Origin of the sequence: Streptomyces sp. NPDC005706 (genome assembly GCF_040631045.1) — a bacterium.
In the GTDB taxonomy this organism is placed as follows: Bacteria; Actinomycetota; Actinomycetes; order Streptomycetales; family Streptomycetaceae; genus Streptomyces.
Map to the genome: position 1 here is coordinate 225942 of NZ_JBEXYS010000004.1, position 21200 is coordinate 247141.

Sequence of the window (21200 nt, forward strand, 5' to 3'; positions counted from 1 at the left end):
CCGGTGCCTCAACCGGATTACGTCACGCGGGCGTCCCCGGCCGCTCCCGGACCTTCCTGCCGCCGGGCAGCATGATGCGGCGGGAGACGACGAACGTCACCGGGATCGCCGTCGCGGAGGCGAGCAGGGGGGCGAAGCGGTTCCCGGCGTGAAGGACGTCCACGATCACGTACACACCGGCGGTGGTGACGAGGAAATTGGTGACGTTCGTCAGCGGGAACAGCAGGAATTTCCGCCAGGTGGGCCGCGTCCGGTAGGTGAAACGCGCGTTGAGGAAAAAGGATCCGGCCATGCTGAGCAGAAATGCCAGAACGTGCGCGCCGAGATAGGGAATCCAGTGCAGGAACAACAGATAGAGGCCGTAGTACACGGCCGTGTTGACGGCACCGACCACGGCGAAGGTGACGATCTGTCTCGACGTCGCGGTCTGAATCGACGTCGCGGTCTGGCTCGGCCCCACGGTCTGGCTCGGTCCCACGGTCCGCTTCGGCATCAAGGGATGAGGTCTTTCGTTCGTTCCACGTTGGTCGCCTTCACCAGGAAGTGCGGACGCCCCTTCACCTCGTAGTAGATGCGGCCGGTGTACTCCCCGATGACTCCCAGCATGACCATCTGCACGCCCGCGAGGGCCGTGACGGCGGTGATGATGGTCACATAGCCGGGCGTGTCGACGCCGTGGACGAGGGCGGCGCCCACGATCCAGGCGGTGTACAGGCCCGCGCACAGCAGCAGTCCGGTGCCGAGCCAGAGGGCGGCGCGCAGCGGCCGGTTGTTGAAGGACAGCAGTCCGTCGAGGCCGTAGTTGAGCAGGCTGCGCAGATTCCAGGAACTGCGGCCCGCCTCGCGCGTCGCGTTCTCGTACTCGAAGGTGGTGCTCGGGAAGCCGACCCAGGCGAACAGGCCCTTGGAGAAGCGGTTGTACTCGGTGAGGGCCAGCACCGCGTCCACCACACGGCGCGACATCAGACGGAAGTCGCCCACGCCGTCGACCAGTTCGACGTCGACCAGGCGGTTGACGAGCCGGTAGTACAGCCGGGCGGTGAGGGTGCGGGTGAGCCGGTCGCCGGTGCGGGTGCGTCGGGCGATGACCTGGTCGTGGCCCTGTTCGCGCAGCCGGACCATGCGCTCGATCAGCCCGGGCGGGTGCTGGAGGTCGGCGTCCATCACGACGACCGAGTCGCCGGAGGCGTACCGGAGACCGGCGAGGAGGGCCGCCTCCTTGCCGAAGTTGCGGCTGAAGGAGACGTACCGCACCCGGGAGTCGCGCCCGGCGAGGTGCTTCAGCACGGCGAGGGTGCGGTCGCGGCTGCCGTCGTCGACGTAGACGAACTCCATGTCGTGCCCGAGCGGCAGCAGTGCGTCGGCGATCCCCTGGACCTCCTCGTGGAACCGCTCCAGGACGGCTTCCTCGTTGTAGCAGGGCGCGACGATCGATATCAGCATGGCGGGTCTCCCCCAGGACGCGTTCGGAGTGCGGCGGTCACGCGCTCGCGTGGCGGTGTGGTCGGGCGCGGTGCCGGGACGCGCCGGCGGCGCACGGTCCCGAGCGCGCCGAGCAGGGCGAGCGTCAGGAGCGAGGCGGCTCCGACGGCCGTGCCCAGGCGCAGGCCGGGCGGGTGGAAGGTGCAGGTGAGTGAGGTGGCGGTGCCGTCCAGGGGGACGGCGATCAGCCCGTGGAAGGACTCGGCGGGCCGGGGCCGGCCGCCGCCCGCCGCGCACCGCCAGCCGGCGATCCGGGGTGCCGCCACGACGGCGATCCCCCGGCTGTGGGCGGGCAGTTCGGCGCGCAGGGTGCCGTCGGAGACGGTGACCTCCTCGGCGCCGGTGGCCTTCAGGCGGGCGGCCGCGGCACGCAGGCGGCCGGTGTCCAGGCAGCCGACGGCGCCGCCGGGGACGCGGCCGGGCCGGTCCGGGGTCAGCGTGACACGCAGCGGCCCGGACGCCGGGGCCGGTCCGAGCGGCTCCATGGCGGCGCGGTTGCGCGGGTACGCGGACCGGAAGCGCGCGCCGGCGCCGGCGCCGTCCAGGCGCGCCGTGCCCGAGAAGCGCGGGGCCCACAGGTAGACCTGGCTGCCGGCCGGGCAGACGGCCGTGACCGTCGGACGGACCAGGGCGTTCCCGACGCCGACCCGGCCACCGCGGACGGCCCGCCCGGCGTCGTCGCGCACGGCGGTCCGGGGCACGGTGTAGACGCGGCTGCCGAGCAGCAGTTCCTGGTTGCGGTACGGCGACGGCCCGAAGCCCGTCCGTGCGGGGGCGCCGCGCACGGTCACCAGGGGCGGCACGTCCCGGCGGGTGACGGTCACCGGGCCGCCGTCGCCGTCGTGCGGCGGCTTCGACCGGTGCGGGTCCGGCGGGGAGTGCACCCGGGCGCCGACGGAGAGGACGACGTCGGTGACGGGGTTGTCCAGGCTCTGCACGCTCCGTCCGCGCGAGGTCCAGCCGCCGCCGAGCGCGGTGAGGGTACGGCTGAGCACGTCGGAGGTCAGGCTGCTGTAGTACTGGGCGCCCTGGCCGCCGACCAGCATCGGGTCGTTGGCCACGGTCTGCTCGCGGCCGGGGTCGGTGCGGTACCGGGGCCAGCCGTCGGCCCGGGCGGTCGCCGCCGCCTGCCGCTGCTGCCGCTGCCCCCAGGGCGCGTAGTCGTCCAGGTGGGCGAGGCGCGTCCGGGTGGCCACGGCGGAGGTGGCGGCGCTCTCGCCGAGCTGGGCGCCGATGAGGAGTACGGCGGCCAGGCCGGCCAGGGCCCGCGCCCGCCGTCCGGCGTCCGCGCGGCGCAGCAGGGCGAGGCCGCCGAGCGCGCCGGCGGTGGCGAGCAGCAGCACCGGCCAGGTGTGCGGGCGCACCATGTGGCTGCGGCTCGCGAGGGCCGTGATCAGGGCGAGCAGCCCGGCGGCCGCGGCCAGGACGCGCGGGGGCGGCGGGCCGTACGACAGGGTCTGCCAGGCGGCGATGACCAGCAGCCCGCACAGCACGAAGGCCTGCCGGTAGGGACTGCCCTGCGGAGTGGCGAAGGCGTGCCAGACGAGATGGGTGGGCGCCCACTGCAGCGACAGGGCCACCGCGAGCACGAGCAGGGTCCAGCCGGTGCGCACCCGGGCCGGGACCGCGCGGTGGAACGGCAGGGCGAGGGCGAGCAGCAGGGCGGTCATGCCGACGTAGAGGGCCGGGGAGCCGAAGCCGTACGTGGCCGGCAGCAGCCGTGCCGACAGGTCCTCGGCGGGCACCGGGGCGAAATCGCGGATCCGGCCCGGGTAGGCGTGTGCGGTGCCGAAGTAGACGACCGTGACCAGCGGGGCGGCCAGGCCCACGCCGAGTGCGGCCGTGAGGGTGGCGCGGCCGGCGGCCGCGAGCGCCCGCCGGCGGGGCAGGTCCGCGAGCAGCAGGCGGAGCAGCAGGACCAGGGCGGCGCCGAGGGTGGCCATGTAGGCGGTGTAGAAGTTGGCGGTCCAGGCGAGGGCCACGACGAGGGCGCCGAGCACCCGGCGCCGTCCGGCGAGGGCCCATTCGCCGGCCAGGCAGAGCAGGGGCAGGGCGATGAGGCCGTCGAGCCACATGGGGTTGTACGAGGCGTCGGCCAGGCTCCAGCCGCACAGGGCGTAGGAGGCGCCGAGCAGGCCGGCCGCCCACCGGCGTCCGGGCCCGAGGGCCAGGAGCAGGCAGGCCATGACGGCACCGGCCGACGCGGTCTTCAGCGCGGTGATCACGTACACCGCGAGGTCGATCTCGTGCCGGGGGAAGACGGCGACGAGCGGGGCGAACGGGCTGCCCAGGTAGGTGCCGAGGTCGGGCAGGAAGCCGGCGCCGTATCCGGACTGCCAGTTGACGAGGAGGCCGCCGTCGGCGTGGCCGTGCAGCAGGTCCCACAGGTGGGCGTGGAACGGCACGTACTGGTTGCCCAGGTCGTTGACGCTCCGGGTGCGGGGGCCGAACGGGTAGCTGCCCGCGAGGATGTCGGCGGCGCAGAAGGCGGTGAGGGTGACGGCCGCGGCGAGCAGGGCGGCTTGTGCCGTGGTGCGGGGCCCAGGGGGCCGGATCGAGCGGTCCATTGATCGGCAGGCCCCCAGCGAATTCATTTCCTCGATTTCGCCGGATTAGACGGGGCGGATTTCCGGATGGTTGTGCGCTCACCGAAAAGTGAGGACTCTCGCTCCGAATAGGGGAAACGCATTGTGAATTTCTCGTCGGGCAGGGAAACGCCGGATTTCACAGGGATGTTTTCAAGGTGAACCGGGCCCATGCGCGGCACCACCGGGGGCCGGGCTTGACCTGGAGTGCGCTCCAGCTCCTAGCGTTCCGGCAACGGCGAACGGCCGCCGCGCCGAGCGACGGCCCGGAAGGGATGTAGCGACATGAGCGAGAGCACCACCCGTGACGAGCGTTTCGCCCATGGCCTCGCGGTCCTGTGGAAGGTCGACGGCGAGGCCGGGCAGCGGGTCGTCGACTCGCTCTCGGACATCAGCCCCGAGCTGGGCCACCAGGTCGTGTCCTGGGCCTTCGGGGAGATCTACGACCGGCCCGGACTGGCGCCGCGCGACCGCCAGCTGGTCACGCTGGGCGTGCTCACCGCGCTCGGCGGCTGCGAGGCCCAGCTCGACGTGCACGTGGGCGCGGCCCTGAACGTGGGCCTCACCCCGGAGGAGATCACGGAGGCGCTGCTGCACTCCGCCGTCTACTGCGGCATGCCGAGGGCACTGAACGCCACGTTCGCCGCGAAGAAGGTCTTCGCCGAGCGCGGGCTGCTGCCGGTGGGGGAACAGCCCGCGCCCGGGGCTGCTCCCGCTTGATCTGGAGGAGGTGACGGAGTTCGCCGGGAAGGTGCGGGTGAACCTGTCGGCGACCCCGCGGAGGTCCGGGCGTAGCCGCCGTCCTCGGCGCTCCGGCTTCCGCCGCCTCAATGGGGCGGGCGCACCGGGGCGGCCGCGTGCCCGCTCGTAGACTCGGGGCATGCATGCGCTGACGCCGAATCTGATCGTGCTCGGCTGCCTCGCCGTGGTGCCCGTGGTCCTGATGAGACTCGCCCGTGCGATCCGGCGCCGCGGCTCGGTCGGCGGCGGTGTGGGCGCCGCACTTGCCGCCTACGAGGAGGCCTTCCGGGCGACGAGTCACGCCTCGCACATCGAGATCCGCGCCCAGGCCGACCGCAAGTCGCCCACCGGGTCGCCGGACGGTCCGCGACCGGGGTCCTGGAAGGGCCCGCGGTGAGCGGGGTCCGGCCCGTGCCCGATGTGCTGGCCCATCTGGCCGGGCGCTGGCGGGTGGAGCGGAGCGTGCGGGATCTGGCGGGCGGGGACGAGGGGCGCTTCGCGGGGGTCACCGTGTTCAGCCCGCTCGACGGCGGCGGGCTGCTGCACGAGGAGTCGGGGGAGTTCACCTGGCGCGGAGTGACACGGCCGGCGACGCGGACGCTGCGGTTCCTGCCGGGGCGGGAGCCGGGCACGGCGGACGTGCGGTTCGCGGACGGCAGGCCCTTCCACGAGCTGGACCTGACCTCGGGGCGGTACGTCGTCGGCCACCCCTGCGCGGCCGACTTCTACCGGGGCGAGTTCACCGTGGCCGACGCCGACCACTGGCGCACGGTGTGGCACGTCGGCGGACCGGCCAAGGACCTGGTGCTCACCACGGACTACGTGCGCGAGGGCTGAGCGAGGACGCCGTCGAGACGGAGGTTCCAGCGGCCCGAGCGGCCCGTGACGGTGGTCACCGACAGCGGGCGGACGTCGATGTTCCAGTACGCGGCGGGCGGCGCCTTCAGGGCGTACACCAGGGCCGCGCGGATCACGGAGGGCTCCGCGACCGCGACGATCCGGCCGCCGTCGTCGGCGGGTCGCGTGTCGAGCCAGCCGCCGACCCGGGAGATGAAGGCGAGCAGCGACTCGCCGCCGTGCGGGGTGGAGCGCGGGTCGGCGAGCCAGGCGTCCACGGACTCCGGCTCGCGGGCCATCGCCTCGCCCAGCGTCAGCCCGCGCCAGCGGCCCATGCCGCAGTCGCGCAGGGCGAGCTGGACCAGCGGGGCGTAGCCGAGGGCGTCGCCGGTGGCCCGGCTGCGCGGGGTCGGTGAGCAGTAGCGCAGTTCGGCCGCCGACAGCGGCAGCAGGTCCCCGGCGGCGCGCTGCACCTCGTCCCAGCCGGCCTGGTCAAGCGGCCGGTCGTCCTCGAAGCGCTCCGCGAGCAGCGGGGAACTGCGCGCGGCGGCGACGAACGTCACCCGAAGTGGCATGCGGTGATGGTGGGCCTCGTGGGTACGCAGGTCAAGAGGCGCCGTCCGGTGGTTACCGAGGGTATGGGCGTGCTCACTCGAAGGTGTGCACCATCCACCGCTCCGGGTGGTCGACCGCCCGGAAGCCGAGCCTGGCGTACACCTGCTGCGCGTCCTCGGTGGCCAGCAGGACGCGGCGCAGCCCGTACGGCCGCAGGTGCTCGCGGATCCGGCCGACGAACGCCGTACCGACCCCCTTGCCGCGTACGGCGGGGTCGACGTACACGTCGGCGAGCCAGGCGAACAGCGCCCGGTCGGTCACCACCCGCGCGTACGCCACCTGCTCGCCCGAGGCCGCGTCGTACACCCCGAAGTTGATCGACTCCGCCATCGCGCGCTCGTGCTTCTCGCGGGGCCGGCCGATCGCCCAGTAGGCGTCGGAGGACAGCCAGGCGTGGACGCGGTCCACGTCCACGCGGCCGGTCTCGGCGGAGAACTCGTAGCCTTCGGGCAGCTCGGGTGCGTCGCTCATGCCGGAATCCTCACAGCCCGCCGCGGCCGGCGTCGACTCGATTTCCCCGGCCGGACAAGGATGTCCGGGCCACGGCGTCCGGTCAGCGGGGTCCGGTCCCGAACACCTCGTCGCAGGCGGCCCGCAGCCGGCGCACCCCCTCCGTGATCTCCCCCGTGCCCGCGACCGCCGCGAAGCTCAGGCGGAGGTGGCCGGCGGGGGGTTCGGCGCTGAAGTAGGGGCGGCCGGGGGCGACGGCGACGCCCGCGCGCAGGGCGGCGGCGGTGAGCGCGGACTCCGCCTCGGGGCCCGGGCCGCCGGTGCCCGCCAGGCCCTCGGGGAGGCGCACCCACAGGTGGTAGCCGCCGGACGGGATGTGGGGCAGGGCGAGTTCGGGCAGACGGCGGGCGAGCTCGGCGGTCATGACGTCGCGGCGGGCCTTCAGCTCGGCCGACAGGGTCCGCAGATGGCGCGGCCAGGCCGGGGAGCCGACGAGTTCCAGCGCGGCCTCCTGGAGCGGCCGGGGCACGAAGAAGCTGTCCACCACCTGGATGGCGCGCAGCCGTTCCAGCACCGGCCCCCGGGCGGCCAGCGCGCTCACCCGGAAGCTGGGCGAGGTCGCCTTGGTCAGCGAGCCGACGTGGACGACGACGCCGTCGGGGTCGTCGGCGGCCAGCGGGCGGGGCAGCGGCCCGGCGTCGGCGTGCACCAGGCGGCGCACGAAGTCGTCCTCGACCACGAACGCGCCCGCCGACCGGGCGATCCCCAGCACCTCGGCGCGACGGCCGGGGGCGAGGACGGCGCCGGTCGGGTTCTGGAAGAGCGGCTGGCAGACGAAGACCCGGGCGCCGGTCGCCCGGAAGGCGTCGGCGAGCAGGCCGGGCCGGACCCCGTCGGGGTCGACCGGCACCGGGACCGGGCGCAGCCCGGCTGCGCGGGCCAGGGCGAGCATGCCCGGGTAGGTGGGCGACTCGACGAGCACCGGGGCGCCGGGCGGGGCGAGCGCCCGCAGGGCGGTGGCCAGCGCGGACTGGCCGCCGGCGGCGACGAGCACCTCGGCGGCGGTGACGGCCCCGCCGATGCCGCGCGCGAACCACTCCCGCAGCTCCGGCAGCCCCTCCAGCGGAGGCCTGCCCCAGGCGCCGGGACGCCGCCCGGCCCGGGCCAGGGCGGCGGACATCGCCCGCTCGGGCTGCAGGGAGGGGTGCGGATAGCCGCCGTTGAACTCCAGGACGCCCGGCGGCGGCGCGGCCAGCGAGACGGTGACCCCGGAGGCGTCCACGGTGCGCGGGACCAGTTCGGCTCCGTCGGCGCTCAGCGCGACCTCCTGCCAGGAGGTGTCCCCGGCGGGCGCGGTGGCGGCGCGCGGTCCGGCCCGGAAGGCACCGGCGCCGGGCCGGGTCACCACCAGCCCCTCGGCGGCGAGCTGGGCGAGGGCCCGGGAGACGGTCACCGGGCTCACCCGGAACCGCTCGACCAGGGCCCGGCTGGACGGGAGTTTTCCACCGTGGGAGTAGCGGTCCAGTTCCCGGCGCAGCCGTTCTGCCAGTTCACCCACACTGCTACTCTGTTCCATGAGAGTACAGAGTAGCGCTACTGCCACCACCCCGATAGCAGTCACCGCCCCCGCCGCCGAGCGCCGGGGCTTCGGCACCGGGCAGGCCGCGCTCGGTGTCCTCGCCTTCTCCCTCACCTTCCCGGCCACCGCCTGGGGCCTGGAGGGCTTCGGGCCCTGGACGCTGGTGGCCGTCCGCAGCGTGCTCGCGGCGCTCGTCGCCGGCGGCTGCCTGCTGGCCCTGCGCGTGCCGCTGCCCGAGCGCCGGCATCTGCCGGGTCTCGCGGTCGTCGCCGCCGGAGTGGTGTTCGGCTTCCCGCTGTTGACCACGCTGGCCCTGCAGACCTCCACCACCGCGCACGCCGCCGTGGTGGTGGGCCTGCTGCCGCTGACCACCGCCGTCTGCTCGGCCCTGCGCACGGGCCACCGGCCCGCACGGCGGTTCTGGCTGGCGGCGCTGGCGGGCGCGGCGGCCGTGGTCGCCTTCACCGTCGGCCAGAGCGGCGGCGCGCTCACCGTCGCCGACGGCTATCTGTTCGGCGCGCTGCTGGTGTGCGCGGCCGGGTACACCGAGGGCGGCAGGCTGGCCCGGGTGATGCCCGGCTGGCAGGTCATCGGCTGGGCGCTGGTGCTGTGCCTGCCGCTGAGCGTCCCGGCCGCCGCGCTGGCGCTGTCGTACGAGCCGGTGCGGCTGACCGCGCACGGGGTGACCGGTCTGCTGTGGGTGGCGCTGGGCTCGCAGTTCCTCGGGCTGGTGGTCTGGTACCGCGGCATGGCGGCCATCGGCATCCCGAAGGCCAGCCAGTTGCAGTTGGCCCAGCCGCTGCTCACACTGGTGTGGTCGGCGCTGCTGCTGGGCGAGAATCTCACGGCGGCCGCTCCTGTGACAGCCGTCGCCGTGCTCGTGTGCATCGCCGTCACCCAGCGGTCGTGAGGTGAGGAGGAGGGCTCCGATGCATGCATCCGTAGGAGACCAGCTTGTCCAGCACGGCCGGGTTGTCGGCCAGCACGACCACGTGTCGGTAGTCGTGGAGGTGATGGGCGCGGAGGGCAACCCGCCCTACCGCGTCCGCTTCGCCGACGGACACGAGGCCGTGATGTCCCCCGGCCCGGACTGCCAGATCAAGCACAAGGAGAAGGAACAGCGGCTGTAGCTCAGCGCGGGACCCTCGCCGGCTGCCGGTAGTGGTCGGCGACCACCCGTGCCATCGCTCCGATCGGGTCCGCCGCCACCTCCTTGGCGGCGAAGAAGACGTGCCCGCGCACCTGCGGGTACCGGGCGGCGAGTGTGAGGTGCCGGGACAGTTCGACGGGGTCCTGCCACTGCGAGGGCTGCCCCGCCGCGCCCGCCTTGTACAGCGCCTCCCCGATGTACAGCCGGGTGCCGGTGCCCCGCGCCACCTCGGCCCACCAGTCGACCAGGGCCGCGTAGTCGGCGGCGGCGAAGCCGATGTTCCAGTAGAGCTGCGGGACGATGTAGTCGATCCAGTGGTTGCGCACCCAGGCGCGGGTGTCCGCGTGCAGGTCGTCGTACGTCTGCACGCCGGCCCGGGTGTCCGAGCCGAGCGGGTCGGTCGTGGCGTTGCGCCACACCCCGAAGGGGCTGATCCCGAACCGGGTGGCGGGCCGGACCCGCCGGATGCCGGCCGCCGTCTCCCGCACCAGCCGGTCGATGTTGTCCCGGCGCCAGTCCGCCCGGGCGGCGAAGTCGCCGCCGTACCGGTCGTAGGAGGCGTCGTCGTCGAAGGTCTGTCCGGCGACCGGGTAGGGGTAGAAGTAGTCGTCGAAGTGGACGGCGTCGACCGGGTACCTGGCGACCGCGTCCAGCATCGCGCGCCGCACGAAGGCCCTGACCTCGGGCAGCCCCGGGTCGTAGTAGAGCTTGCCGCCGTAGGGCACCACCCAGTCCGGGTGCAGCCGGGCCGGGTGCGAGGCGGCCAGCCGGCCGAGGTCGGTGTGGTTGGCGACGCGGTACGGGTTGAACCAGGCGTGCAGTTCCAGGCCGCGGGCGTGGGCCTCACGCACCGCGGTGCCCAGCGGGTCCCAGCCGGGGTCCTGGCCCTGGGTGCCGGTGAGGTACTGGGACCAGGGCTCGTACGGGGAGGGCCACAGCGCGTCCGCCGTCGGCCGCACCTGGAGGATCACCGTGTTGAGCCGGTTCCGGACCGCCCGGTCCAGATGGGCGATCAGCTCGGCGCGCTGCTCGGCGGCGGTGAGGCCCGGCTTCGAGGGCCAGTCCCGGTTGGCCACGGTCGCGACCCACACGCCCCGCATCTCGGCGGGCGCGCGGTGCCCGCCCGCCGCGCCCCGCCCGGCGTCGGCGGCCCGTCGGCCGGGGGCCGCCACCGCGCCCTGGGCCCCGGCCGCCTGGGCCGCCGCCATTGTCGACAGCGCCACCGCGGCGAACGCCCGGCGTGAGATCCGCCCCATTCCGCACCCCCATACGCTCCGGATCCGCGCCCTCACGGATCGTTCCCGCGCCCCAGGATGCCCCCACCCGCGCGATCGATCATCGATACCTGGCGGTAACGTGCACGATCGGAGCAGGGGCCGACCCGGAGTCCCGCCACACCCGGACAAAGCCGGAGAACCAGCGAAGGGGACGATGTGACCGACATCGAGCGCGTCGGAGTCGTGGGCTGCGGCCAGATGGGCGCGGGCATCGCCGAGGTGTGCGCCCGCGCGGGACTGGACGTGAGGGTCGCCGAGACCACCGGCGAGGCCCTGGAGATCGGCCGTACCCGGCTGCTCAACTCCCTGACCAAGGCCGCCGAGCGCGGCAAGATCTCCGAGGAGGAGCGGGACGCCACGCTCGCGCGGCTGAGCTTCACCACGGACCTCGGCGAGTTCGCCGACCGCGACCTGGTGATCGAGGCCGTGGTGGAGAACGAGCAGGTGAAGACGGAGATCTTCCAGGTGCTCGACCAGGTGGTGACCCGCCCGGACGCGATCCTCGCCTCCAACACCTCCTCCATCCCGCTGGTGAAGCTGGCGGTCTCCACCTCGCGGCCCGACCACGTCGTCGGCGTCCACTTCTTCAACCCGGCCCCGGTGCAGAAGCTGGTGGAGCTGATCCCGGCGCTCACCACCTCCGAGGGCACCCTCAGCCGGGCCCAGGCGTTCGCCGAGAAGCTGCTCGGCAAGCACGCGATCCGCGCCCAGGACCGCTCCGGCTTCGTGGTCAACGCGCTGCTGGTGCCCTACCTGCTGTCGGCGATCCGCATGTTCGAGTCCGGCATCGCCAGCCGCGAGGACATCGACAACGGCATGGAGATGGGCTGCGCCCACCCGATGGGCCCGCTGAAGCTGTCCGACCTGATCGGCCTGGACACCATCGTCTCCATCGCCAACTCCATGTACGCCGAGTACAAGGAGCCCCTGTACGCCGCTCCCCCGTTGCTCCAGCGGATGGTCGAGGCGGGCCGGCTCGGCCGGAAGACGGGGTCGGGCTTCTACAGCTACTGATTACCGTCCGCTACACCCGTGGGCCCGGCACCGGATTTCGGTGCCGGGCCCATCTGTTTCACACACCGTGTGCGCGCCGGGCCCGCATATGCCCGTCACACACGCTCCCCACGCGCTTACCAGCCGAGTTGACTCTGCATGCGCATGCAAGAGGTGCGGAACCACCACGTCCGACTACGGAAAGGAGTGGACCCGTGAGCGCCGAACCGGAGCATCCCGTGGTCCATGGAGAACTCGCAGAGTTACGGCGCCGTCTCGACGTGGCGTACGCCCGCGTCGAGGGAGGACTCGCCCTGCTCAGTCACCGCGCCGAGGAGACCGCCAAGGAGGTGGACGACCTGCACACGCGCATGAGCTCACTGGAGCACGCACGCTGGCCCCTGCCCTCGCTGGCCGTCCTCACCGCCCTCGGCGCACTCGTCGTGACGGTCTGGCAGGCGCTGGGCCGCTAGGCGGCCCGGTCGTCGGCGAGCCTCATGTGGTGCAGCAGGAGTAACGCGGCCGCCATGTTGGCGGCCGGGACCTCCCCCCGGGCGATGAGGTCGGGGACGATCTTGAGCGGGACCCACTCCCGGCGGTCCGACTCGAAGTCGTCCACGGGGTGCCCGACGTACTCGCCGTGGCCGGACCAGTAGATGTGGTGCCGGGCGTCGGTGAGGCCGTTGGACGGCTCCACGCTCATCAGGTGGTGCAGCGGTCCCGGCCGCCAGCCGGTCTCCTCCTCCAGCTCCCTGGCGGCCGCGCTCGCGATGTCCTCGCCGTCCTCCACCACGCCGGCGGCCAGTTCCCAGCCCCAGCTGTCGGTGATGAAGCGGTGCCGCCACAGCAGCAGGACCTCGTTGGCCTCGTTGACGACCGTGGCGACGGCGACCGGCCGCAGCCGGATGAGGAAGTGGTCGAGGTGCCGGCCGTCCGGCAGCTCCACATCTGCGAGATTGACGCTGAACCAGCGGTTTTCATACACAGTTTGTTCGTTCTGTTTCGTCCACTGCACGGTTCTGCCACCTTCCACCGAGTAAGGGGCAATATCGCAGCAGGGGCTGTGCAACTGCAGTGGGCCTACAGCGGTACGCGCAGTGCGCCGTCGATGAGTTCGGCGGCTTCGGCGGTCCCGGCCGAGCCGCAGCGCACCAGGTGCTCGCGCACCGCGCGGAGTCTGTCGCGCAGTCGCTGGGACTCCATCCCGCGCGCCTGCTCGGCCATCTGCACGGCCGTGGCCACCGCGTTGTCGGCGTTGCCCTGGCGCAGCTCGATGGTGCTGAGCATGGCGAGCCGGTGCACCCGGCCGCGGTCGTGCGCGGGGTTGTCCACCGCCGCGGCCGCGTGCTCCCGGGCGGCGGCCAGCTCCCCGAGGCTCAGCAGCGCCTCGGCCACCTGCACGTTGACCAGGCCGGGCTGTACGTAGCCGGTCTCGTCGGGCTCGTATCCGCGCCGGATGCGGTCGGCGGCCGTCTCGGCCCGGCGGATGCAGGACAGGGCGCTGCCGGAGTCGCCGAGATGGGCGTACGCCTTCGCCTGCATCGCGTAGAGGTCGGAGGCGAGGGCCGGGGTGATGTGCCTGCCGGCCGCGCGCAGGGCGGCCTCGGCGAACGCCACCGCCTGCCGGTACTCCCGCATGAACACCGCCTGGTTGACCAGCAGCGCGATCACGTAGGCGCCAAGTCCCCAGTCACCGCTGGCCTTCGCCAGCCGGAGCGCCTGGTGGAAGTAGCGCTGGGCCAGGCCGTGCGCGTCGGAGTCGTAGGCGCAGATACCGGCGATCGCCACCAACCCGCCCGTCGCCCGGTGCAGTTGGCGTCCGGTGGCGTCGGTGTAGCTGCCGCGCAGCAGCGGGGCCGCCTCGGCGTTGAGGAAGCCGACGATCCGCGCCCGGGTCGCCACGCCGCCGGCCTTCCGGTACATCTGCTCGTAGTGGGTGCGGGCGGCGCGCAGCAGTTCGAGGTCGGCCGCGGTGACCCGGTGCCGGCCGCCCCGGGAGACGTCCACGTCCTCGGGCGGGTTCTCCCACTCCCACACCGGCATGACGGCCGGGGTGCCGGTGACCGCGGGCGCGCCGAGAACGTGCGGGCGCTGCTGTTCGTCCGAACGCCACAGCGCGGTGGCCCGTTCCACGAAGCCGGACAGCGAGCCGGTGTGCGGGGTACTGGGCTCGCCGGGCACGCCGAGGCCGATGTCGTCCAGGGTCACCGGCCGGTGCAGTCGTCCGGCGAGCACCTCGCAGATCAGGTCGGGCACCTGGCCGCGTGGCCGCTGACCCTTCAACCACCGTGCCACGGCGGTGTGTTCGTAGCGGAGCGCGAGGCCCCGTCCACGACCGGCCTGGTTCACATGGGCGGCGAGGCCGGCGTGCGAGATCCCCGCCTCGTCCAGGATCGCGTCGAGCAGAGTGTTGGGCTGCATGAATGCCCCCCGAATGGCCTGGTGTCCGTCAGCGTAGTGGCTCGGCCCTCACACGGGGTGTGAACGGAGTACGCGCATCCGCACCGTGCGCGCACTGTCGCGGAGCGTCGCGCTGCCGGTTGACTGGTCATCCGGCCAAGCCGCCGGCTCCCCCTCAAAAAGCGGTGGCTTGGCCGGGTCGGCCTCCGGCGGTCCGGGGCGGCGGACAACGCGAACGGACCGGCCCCTCAGGGGCCGGTCCGTCGCTGCCGACCGGCGGACGAGCCGGGTCAGCGGGCCGCTTCGACGCGGATCAGCCGCGCAGCACGGCTCCGGTCCGCTCGCCCGCGAGGGCCACCGCCGCGTCCCGGGCCGCGGACGCCTCGTCCACGGTCAGCGTCCGGTCACCCGCGCGGAAGCGCAGCGCGTAGGCCAGGGACTTGCGGCCGTCGCCGAGCTGCTCCGCGTTCTCGTACACGTCGAACAGCCGGATGGACTCGAGCAGTTCGCCCGCGCCCTCACGCAGCGCGGCCTCCACCTCGGCGGCGGGGACCGGCCGGTCGACGACTAGGGCGACGTCCTGCGTGGCCACCGGGAACGTGGAGATGCTCGGCGCCTGCGGAACGCCGTCGCCGGCCGCCTCCAGGGCGTCCAGGTCCAGCTCCATCGCGCAGGTGCGCTCGGGCAGACCGAGCGCCTTGAGGACCCGCGGGTGGAGTTCGCCCGCGTGTCCCACGACCCGCTCCGTGCCGTCGGCGGCGACGACCAGCTCGGCGCAGCGGCCCGGGTGCCAGGGGCCGTACTGGCCCTTGCGCACGATCAGGTCGGCGCCGGTCTCCGCGGCGACGGCGCGGCCGGCCTCGATCGCGTCGGCCCAGTCCGCCGGGCGGCCCTTGCCCCACCAGCCGGCCCGCTCGCGAGCGCCCGCGAGCACCACGGCGACGTGCCGGGGCTGTTCGGGCAGCGCGCCGTTCAGCGACGCGATCTCCTCGTCGGTCGGGCGGCGGTCGACGGACAGGTGCCCACCGGCACGCTGCTCTTCACGCGGCTGGAACACCAGTCCGGTCTCGAACAGGGCCAGGTCGTGCGAGCCGCGGCCGTCGTTGCGCCGCAGCGCGCCCAGCAGGCCCGGCAGCAGCGTCGTACGAAGCGCGGGCTCCTCGTCGTTGAGCGGGTTGACCAGCTTCACCACGCGGCGGGCCGGGTCACCGGACTCCAGGCCGAGCTGGTCGAAGACCTGCTCGCCGACGAAGGGGTAGTTCGGCGCCTCGACGTAGCCGGCGCCGGCCAGCGCGCGGCCGACCCGGCGGTGCAGCCGCTGGCGGTGGGTCAGGCCACGGCCCGAGGGCGGCTTCGGCAGCGTGGAGGGCAGGTTCTCGTAGCCCTCCAGGCGGATGACCTCCTCGGCGAGGTCGTTGGCCTCGGTGAGGTCGGGCCGCCAGGACGGCACCGTGACGACCAGCTCGTCCTGGCCCTGGACGTCGCAGCCGATCTCCTGCAGCCGGCGCACCACGGTCTCGCGGCCGTAGTCCACGCCCGCGACCCGGTCCGGGTGGTTCGCGGGGACCGTGACGGTCCGCGGGGCGGTGGGCGCGACGACCTCGGTGACACCGGCCTCGGCCGTGCCGCCCGCGAGCAGCACCAGCAGGTCCACGGTGCGCTGCGCGGCGGCCGCGGCGGCCCGCGGGTCGACGCCGCGCTCGAAGCGGCGGGAGGCCTCGGAGGACAGCTTGTGACGGCGGGCCGTACGGGCGATCGAGACGGCGTCGAAGTGGGCGGCCTCGATGACCACGTCGGTCGAGGCGTTCACCCCGTTCCCGGTGTCCTCGTGGTCCGCGATCTCCGTGTTGGCGCCGCCCATGACGCCGGCCAGACCGATCGGGCCGCGCTCGTCGGTGATGACCAGGTCCTCGGAGTGCAGCTCGCGCTCGGTGCCGTCGAGGGTGACGAGCTTCTCGCCCTCCTCGGCCCGGCGCACGCCGATCGTGCCCTGGACCAGGTTCCGGTCGTAGGCGTGCAGCGGCTGGCCCAGCTCCATCATCACGTAGTTCGTGACGTCGACGGCGAGCGAGATCGGGCGCATGCCGACCTTCTGCAGCCGGCGCCTCAGCCAGATCGGGGAGCGTGCCTCGGGGCTCAGGCCGGTGACCGTGCGGGCGGTGAAGCGGTCGCAGCCGACCGGATCCGCGACCTGCACCGGGTAGCCGAAGGCGTTCGGGGCGGGCACGTCGAGCAGCGCCGGGTCGCTGAGCGGCAGGCCGTAGGCGATGGCGGTCTCGCGGGCGACGCCGCGGATGGACAGGCAGTCGCCGCGGTTGGCGGTGACGGCGATGTCCAGCACCTCGTCGACGAGCTGGAGGAGCTCGATGGCGTCCTTGCCGACCTCGGTCTCCGGCGGCAGCACGATGATGCCGTGGGTGCCGTCGTCGCCCATGCCCAGCTCGTCGCTGGAGCAGATCATGCCGTGGGACGTCTTGCCGTAGGTCTTGCGGGCGGCGATGGAGAAGCCGCCGGGCAGCGTGGCGCCGGGCAGGACCACGACGACCTTGTCGCCGACGGCGAAGTTGCGGGCGCCGCAGACGATCTCCTGCGGCTCGCCGGTGCCGTTGGCCCGGCCGACGTCGACGGTGCAGAAGCGGATCGGCTTCTTGAAGCCCTCCAGCTCCTCGATGGTCAGCACCTGGCCGACGACCAGCGGCCCCTTGAGGTCGGCGCCGAGCTGCTCGACGGTCTCGACCTCGAGGCCGGCCGAAATGAGCTTGGCCTGGACGTCACGGCCGGTTTCGCTCGCCGGCAGGTCGACGTACTCCCGCAGCCAAGAAAGCGGGACCCGCATCAGATCTCCATCCCGAACGGCCGGGTGAACCGGACGTCACCCTCGACCATGTCTCGCATGTCTTCGACGTTGTGGCGGAACATCAGCATCCGCTCGATGCCGAACCCGAAGGCGAACCCGCTGTACTTCTCCGGGTCGACACCGCAGGCGGCCAGCACCTTGGGGTTGACCATGCCGCAGCCGCCCAGCTCGATCCAGCCCTCGCTGGAGCAGGTGCGGCAGGGCCGGTCGGGGTTGCCGACGGACTCGCCGCGGCAGACGTAGCACACCATGTCCATCTCGGCGGACGGCTCGGTGAACGGGAAGAAGTTCGGCCGCAGCCGGGTCTTCATGCCCTCGCCGAAGAGCGACTGGACCATGTGGTCCAGGGTGCCCTTGAGGTCGGCCATGGTCAGGCCCTCGTCGACGGCGAGCAGCTCGACCTGGTGGAAGACCGGGGTGTGGGTGGCGTCCAGCTCGTCGGTGCGGTACACGCGGCCGGGGCAGATCACGTAGACCGGCAGCTCACGGCTGAGCAGCGAGCGGATCTGCACGGGCGAGGTGTGGGTGCGCAGCACGACGCCGGAGTCGGCGGTGCCGTCCGGGCCGGTCACGAAGAAGGTGTCCGCCTCGCCGCGGGCCGGGTGGTCCGGGCCGATGTTCAGGGCGTCGAAGTTGAACCACTCGGCCTCGACCTCGGGGCCCTCGGCGACCTCGTAGCCCATGGCCACGAAGACGTCCTCGATGCGCTCCGAGAGCGTGGTCAGCGGGTGCCGGGCGCCCGCGGGGACGCGGTCGTGGGGCAGCGTGACGTCGACGTCCTCCTCGACCAGCACGCGGGCGTCCCGCTCGGCCTCCAGTTCGCCCTGGCGGACGGCGAGGGCCTTGTTCACGGCGCCGCGGGCCATGCCGACGCGTTTGCCGGCGTCGGCCTTGGCGTGCGGGGGCAGGGCGCCGATCTCGCGGTTGGCGAGGGCCAGCGGGGAGGCGGGGCCCGTGTGGGCGACCTTGGCCTCGTGGAGCGCGTCGAGGGAGTCCGCGGCGGCGAAGGCGGCGAGCGCCTCGTCCCGCATGCGCTCGATCTCTTCCGGTTTCAACGCCTCGACCTCGACAGGGTCGTACGACTTATTCGGTGCCGACATCTCTTCCCGTGCTTCCGATTGGCTGGCGGACGGTCCCCGTCACCGACTTCGAGCCGGCTGTGGCTCTCGGCGGGCCGTGTGCAGGACACAAAGGTGCCAAAGGCCGATTCTAACGGGGTGGGGGTGGACGAATGGCCCGTGGGCCGCTAGGCGAGATACGCCGGCGTGCACACGGGCAACGTAAATCGGAACTCGGCGCCCCCGCCGGGGGCGCGGCCGACCGTGATGGTGCCGCCGTGGGCCTCGACGATGCCCTTGACGATGTACAGCCCGAGGCCCGTCCCGCCGCGCTTGCTGCCCCGCCAGAAGCGGGTGAAGACGCGGTTCATGGACTCCTCCGGGATGCCGGGCCCCTCGTCGCTCACCGTGACCGACGTGGCCGTTTCCTCGCCCTCGCGCGGGGACGGCGCGGGCGTGACGTCAATGGTGACGGTTCCCTCGCCGTGCCGCACCGCATTTTCCAGCAGGTTGCTCAGCACCTGGTCGACCTTGTCGGGGTCGGCCCACAGGGCGGGCAGCGGCTGCTCGACGCGCAGCAGGAAGCGGTCGGCCTGCTGGCCGGCGGCGACGTAGGCCTGGATGTGCCGGCCTACGGCCGCGCCGATGTCGACGGGCTGCCGGCGCACCTCGAGCCGCCCGCTGTCGATCCTGGAGATGTCCAGCAGCTCGGCGATGAGGCGGGTGACGCGGTCGGCGTCGGCGTCGACGGTCTCCAGCATCAGCCGCTTCTGGTCGTCGGTGAAGCGTTCCCACTTGGCGAGGAGCGTGGCGGTGAAGCCCTTCACCGAGGTGAGCGGGGAGCGCAGCTCGTGCGCGACGGTCGCTATCAGCTCGGCGTGGCTGCGCTCGGTGCGGTGGCGGGCCTCGGTGTCCCGCAGGGAGACGACCACCCCGCGCACGGGTCCGAGGGGTTCGTCGCGCACGTACCGCGCGGAGACCAGCACCTCCCGTCCGCCGGGCAGCAGCAGGTTGCGCTCGGGCTGCCGGACCCGGATGGCGAGGCCGCCGTAGGGGTCGGTGAGCTGCCACCAGCGCCGGCCCTCCAGGTCCTCCAGCGGCAGCGCCTTCTCCAGGTGCCGGCCGAGGGCGTCCTCGGCGCGGAGGGCGGTGATGCGTTCGGCGGCCGCGTTGAAGCAGGTCACGCGGCCGTTTTCGTCGGCGGTCACCAGGCCGTCGGGCAGCTCGTCGGGGTCGATGCCGGGGCCGGTGCCGGCGCGGTCGGCCTGCCGTGGCGCGGATGTGCGGCGCACGTCCCGCCCGTCCGGCGCGGTGCTGCTGCCGACCACCCTCATCCCCGTACCCCACCTCTCAGACGGCGCAGGGCCCCGAGCCGGACACCCTACTAGCTCTGGGTGACGGAGCGGCACCCTGCGGAGGCGCGCTGGGCGCGCGCCGACGCGTAGAGACATACGGCGGCGGCGGTGGCGAGGTTCAGGCTCTCGGCCTTCCCGTGGATGGGGACGCGCACGACGGCGTCGGCCAGTGCGCGGGTCTCCTCCGGGAGCCCCCAGGCCTCGTTGCCGAACACCCAGGCGGTGGGGCCGCCCATGGTGCCCTTGTCCAGTTCCTCGTCCAGGTCGCGGTCGCCCGCTCCGTCGGCGGCGAGGATGCGCACTCCGGCGTCCTTCAGCCCCTCGACGGCCCGCTCGACGGGCACGCCGACGGCGACCGGCAGGTGGAAGAGGGAGCCGACGGAGGCGCGTACGGCCTTGGGGTTGTACAGGTCGACGGAGGCGTCGGTGAGTACGACGGCCTCGGCGCCGGCGGCGTCGGCGCAGCGCAGCACGGTGCCGGCGTTGCCCGGGTCGCGCACGTGGGCGAGTACGGCGACCAGCCGGGGCCGGGCGGCGAGGACGGCCTCGAAGGGGGTGTCCAGGAACCGGCAGACGCCGACCAGTCCCTGCGGGGTGACGGTGGTGGAGATGTCCGCGATGACGTCCTCGGAGGCGAGGTGCACCCGGGCACCGGCCTCGCGCGCCGCCCCGACGATGTCGGCGTACCGCTCCGCGGCCTCGACCGTGGCGAACAGCTCGACGAGCGTGGGCGTCCCGTCCACCCGGTGCCCGGCGGCCTCCCGGACGGCCTGCGGCCCCTCCGCGAGGAACAGCCGGTCCTTCCCCCGGAAGTTCCGCCTGCCGAGCCGCCGGGCAGCGGCGACACGACCGGACCGGGAAGAGATCAACTCGGGGCTGACGGGGGGCATCTTCTTCTTCACCTTCAGGAGAACCTCGACGTACGGTTCCATCCACCGCGCCGGCAGGGAACAGCGCCCCCCAAGGGGCGCGGGGAACTGCGCGACCAGCCACGACGGGCCCGCAGCCGGACGAATCGCTCCGCCGGGCAACAGCAGGACCCGCAGGCCGTCACGGCCTGCGGGTCCATGAGCCGGCCTAGAGCCAGCGCAGCGTCACGCGGCCTTGGGCGCGTTGACGTCGCTCGGCAGAGCCTTCTGGGCGACCTCGACCAGCGCGGCGAACGCGTTGGCGTCGTTGACGGCCAGCTCGGCCAGGATCTTGCGGTCGACCTCGACGTTCGCGGCCTTCAGACCCTGGATGAAGCGGTTGTAGGTCATGCCGTTGGCGCGGGCAGCGGCGTTGATGCGCTGGATCCACAGCTGACGGAAGTCGCCCTTGCGCTTCTTGCGGTCGTTGTAGTTGTAGACCAGCGAGTGGGTGACCTGCTCCTTGGCCTTGCGGTACAGGCGCGAACGCTGACCGCGGTAGCCGGAGGCCTGCTCGAGGATCGCCCGGCGCTTCTTGTGGGCGTTGACTGCCCGCTTGACGCGTGCCACTTCTTAACTCCTTGTAGCGGGGCCGCGGGGATACTCACGCGGCCCGGAAACGAATGGGTCCCGGTCCAGACGTACGGCGTCGCTCAGGCGACGCCGGGCGTCACTTGCCGAGAAGCTTCTTGATCTTCGCGGCGTCGCCCGGGGCCATCTCGGCGTTGCCGGTGAGGCGACGCGTCACACGGGACGACTTGTGCTCGAGCAGGTGGCGCTTGCCGGCGCGCTCACGGAGCACCTTGCCGGAGCCGGTGATCTTGAAGCGCTTGCTGGCACCGCTGTGCGACTTGTTCTTCGGCATAGCGCCGTTCTCTCCTCGTCGGTGGCGCTCCGGTGCCCGGTCGTGAGA

General features: G+C 73.2%; 22 protein-coding genes. 7 read left to right on the forward strand and 15 right to left on the reverse strand.

Annotated elements, in window-relative coordinates; translation table 11 throughout:
* Window positions 1-22 precede the first annotated feature (22 nt).
* The 3 genes from ABZ478_RS10105 to ABZ478_RS10115 are packed head-to-tail and all read right to left on the reverse strand — an operon-like array spanning window position 23 to window position 4049.
* Window positions 23-493 (reverse strand): GtrA family protein, encoded by a 471-nt coding sequence (locus ABZ478_RS10105; protein WP_359547069.1) that lies wholly within the window; start codon window positions 491-493, stop codon window positions 23-25.
* Window positions 493-1443 (reverse strand): glycosyltransferase family 2 protein, encoded by a 951-nt coding sequence (locus tag ABZ478_RS10110; RefSeq protein WP_359547070.1) that lies wholly within the window; start codon window positions 1441-1443, stop codon window positions 493-495. The genes ABZ478_RS10105 and ABZ478_RS10110 overlap by 1 nt, the downstream gene beginning before the upstream one ends.
* Window positions 1437-4049, reverse strand: a complete 2613-nt coding sequence (locus ABZ478_RS10115; protein ID WP_359547073.1) for a YfhO family protein — start codon at window positions 4047-4049, stop codon at window positions 1437-1439. The genes ABZ478_RS10110 and ABZ478_RS10115 overlap by 7 nt, the downstream gene beginning before the upstream one ends.
* A gap of 303 nt (window positions 4050-4352) precedes the next feature.
* Here ABZ478_RS10115 and ABZ478_RS10120 point away from each other — a divergent pair, with 303 nt between their 5' ends.
* The 3 genes from ABZ478_RS10120 (at window position 4353) to ABZ478_RS10130 (ending at window position 5645) form a co-directional block, all read left to right on the forward strand.
* A complete protein-coding gene (locus ABZ478_RS10120) occupies window positions 4353-4787 on the forward strand; it encodes a carboxymuconolactone decarboxylase family protein (RefSeq protein WP_359547075.1) in 435 nt (144 codons plus the stop codon).
* 160 nt (window positions 4788-4947) lie between these two features.
* A complete protein-coding gene (locus ABZ478_RS10125; RefSeq protein ID WP_359547078.1) occupies window positions 4948-5205 on the forward strand; it encodes a hypothetical protein in 258 nt (85 codons plus the stop codon).
* Window positions 5202-5645 (forward strand): DUF6314 family protein, encoded by a 444-nt coding sequence (locus tag ABZ478_RS10130; RefSeq protein WP_359547081.1) that lies wholly within the window; start codon window positions 5202-5204, stop codon window positions 5643-5645. The genes ABZ478_RS10125 and ABZ478_RS10130 overlap by 4 nt, the downstream gene beginning before the upstream one ends.
* Here ABZ478_RS10130 and ABZ478_RS10135 read toward each other — a convergent pair.
* From ABZ478_RS10135 to ABZ478_RS10145, 3 genes are all read right to left on the reverse strand, one after another.
* Window positions 5627-6220, reverse strand: coding sequence for a histidine phosphatase family protein (locus ABZ478_RS10135; RefSeq protein ID WP_359547083.1), 594 nt, complete (start codon window positions 6218-6220; stop codon window positions 5627-5629). The two genes, ABZ478_RS10130 and ABZ478_RS10135, sit on opposite strands and share 19 nt — an antisense overlap.
* Window positions 6221-6293: 73 nt before the next feature.
* The gene (locus tag ABZ478_RS10140) at window positions 6294-6731 is read right to left on the reverse strand and encodes a GNAT family N-acetyltransferase (protein ID WP_359547085.1); all 438 of its coding nucleotides are present in this window, start codon (window positions 6729-6731) and stop codon (window positions 6294-6296) included.
* An 82-nt stretch (window positions 6732-6813) separates the two neighbouring features.
* Window positions 6814-8286 carry a PLP-dependent aminotransferase family protein gene (locus tag ABZ478_RS10145; RefSeq protein ID WP_359547086.1) on the reverse strand — a complete coding sequence of 491 codons (1473 nt, stop codon included), beginning with the start codon at window positions 8284-8286 and terminating at the stop codon, window positions 6814-6816.
* Between ABZ478_RS10145 and ABZ478_RS10150 the strand changes: the two genes are divergently transcribed.
* Window positions 8285-9199 carry a DMT family transporter gene (locus ABZ478_RS10150; RefSeq protein ID WP_359547089.1) on the forward strand — a complete coding sequence of 305 codons (915 nt, stop codon included), beginning with the start codon at window positions 8285-8287 and terminating at the stop codon, window positions 9197-9199. The genes ABZ478_RS10145 and ABZ478_RS10150 overlap by 2 nt on opposite strands.
* A 19-nt stretch (window positions 9200-9218) precedes the next feature.
* A complete protein-coding gene (locus tag ABZ478_RS10155; protein ID WP_359547092.1) occupies window positions 9219-9419 on the forward strand; it encodes a DUF1918 domain-containing protein in 201 nt (66 codons plus the stop codon).
* A gap of 1 nt (window position 9420) precedes the next feature.
* Here the strand turns inward: ABZ478_RS10155 and ABZ478_RS10160 are convergent, their stop codons facing one another.
* On the reverse strand, window positions 9421-10695 hold the full coding sequence (locus ABZ478_RS10160; RefSeq protein WP_359547093.1) for a family 10 glycosylhydrolase: 1275 nt from the start codon (window positions 10693-10695) through the stop codon (window positions 9421-9423).
* Window positions 10696-10872: 177 nt separating this feature from the next.
* On the opposite strand from ABZ478_RS10160, the gene ABZ478_RS10165 reads away from it, so the two are divergent.
* Together ABZ478_RS10165 and ABZ478_RS10170 are read left to right on the forward strand one after the other, a co-directional pair.
* Window positions 10873-11730 (forward strand): 3-hydroxybutyryl-CoA dehydrogenase, encoded by an 858-nt coding sequence (locus ABZ478_RS10165; protein ID WP_359547095.1) that lies wholly within the window; start codon window positions 10873-10875, stop codon window positions 11728-11730.
* Window positions 11731-11924: 194 nt separating this feature from the next.
* Window positions 11925-12182, forward strand: a complete 258-nt coding sequence (locus tag ABZ478_RS10170) for a hypothetical protein (RefSeq protein WP_359547098.1) — start codon at window positions 11925-11927, stop codon at window positions 12180-12182.
* Here ABZ478_RS10170 and ABZ478_RS10175 read toward each other — a convergent pair.
* From ABZ478_RS10175 to rpmI, 8 genes are all read right to left on the reverse strand, one after another.
* Window positions 12179-12724: an NUDIX hydrolase gene (locus tag ABZ478_RS10175; RefSeq protein ID WP_359547100.1), complete on the reverse strand. Its 546-nt coding sequence runs from the start codon at window positions 12722-12724 to the stop codon at window positions 12179-12181. The genes ABZ478_RS10170 and ABZ478_RS10175 overlap by 4 nt on opposite strands.
* 65 nt (window positions 12725-12789) lie before the next feature.
* Window positions 12790-14130 (reverse strand): transcriptional regulator, encoded by a 1341-nt coding sequence (locus ABZ478_RS10180; RefSeq protein ID WP_358932138.1) that lies wholly within the window; start codon window positions 14128-14130, stop codon window positions 12790-12792.
* Between the two features lie 292 nt (window positions 14131-14422).
* Complete coding sequence (gene pheT / locus ABZ478_RS10185; RefSeq protein ID WP_359547102.1) at window positions 14423-16945, reverse strand: phenylalanine--tRNA ligase subunit beta; 2523 nt, start codon at window positions 16943-16945, stop codon at window positions 14423-14425.
* Window positions 16945-18066: a phenylalanine--tRNA ligase subunit alpha gene (gene pheS / locus ABZ478_RS10190; RefSeq protein ID WP_359547105.1), complete on the reverse strand. Its 1122-nt coding sequence runs from the start codon at window positions 18064-18066 to the stop codon at window positions 16945-16947. Before pheS ends, pheT begins: the two co-directional genes overlap by 1 nt.
* A 146-nt stretch (window positions 18067-18212) precedes the next feature.
* Window positions 18213-19358: an ATP-binding protein gene (locus ABZ478_RS10195; RefSeq protein ID WP_359547108.1), complete on the reverse strand. Its 1146-nt coding sequence runs from the start codon at window positions 19356-19358 to the stop codon at window positions 18213-18215.
* A 50-nt stretch (window positions 19359-19408) separates the two neighbouring features.
* The gene (locus tag ABZ478_RS10200) at window positions 19409-20269 is read right to left on the reverse strand and encodes an RNA methyltransferase (RefSeq protein WP_359547514.1); all 861 of its coding nucleotides are present in this window, start codon (window positions 20267-20269) and stop codon (window positions 19409-19411) included.
* A 204-nt stretch (window positions 20270-20473) separates the two neighbouring features.
* Window positions 20474-20857 (reverse strand): 50S ribosomal protein L20, encoded by a 384-nt coding sequence (rplT, locus tag ABZ478_RS10205; RefSeq protein ID WP_030381833.1) that lies wholly within the window; start codon window positions 20855-20857, stop codon window positions 20474-20476.
* Window positions 20858-20957: 100 nt separating this feature from the next.
* Entirely contained in the window at window positions 20958-21152 is a 195-nt protein-coding gene (rpmI, locus tag ABZ478_RS10210) for a 50S ribosomal protein L35 (protein WP_003977225.1), read from the reverse strand.
* Between the last annotated feature and the right edge of the window lie 48 nt (window positions 21153-21200).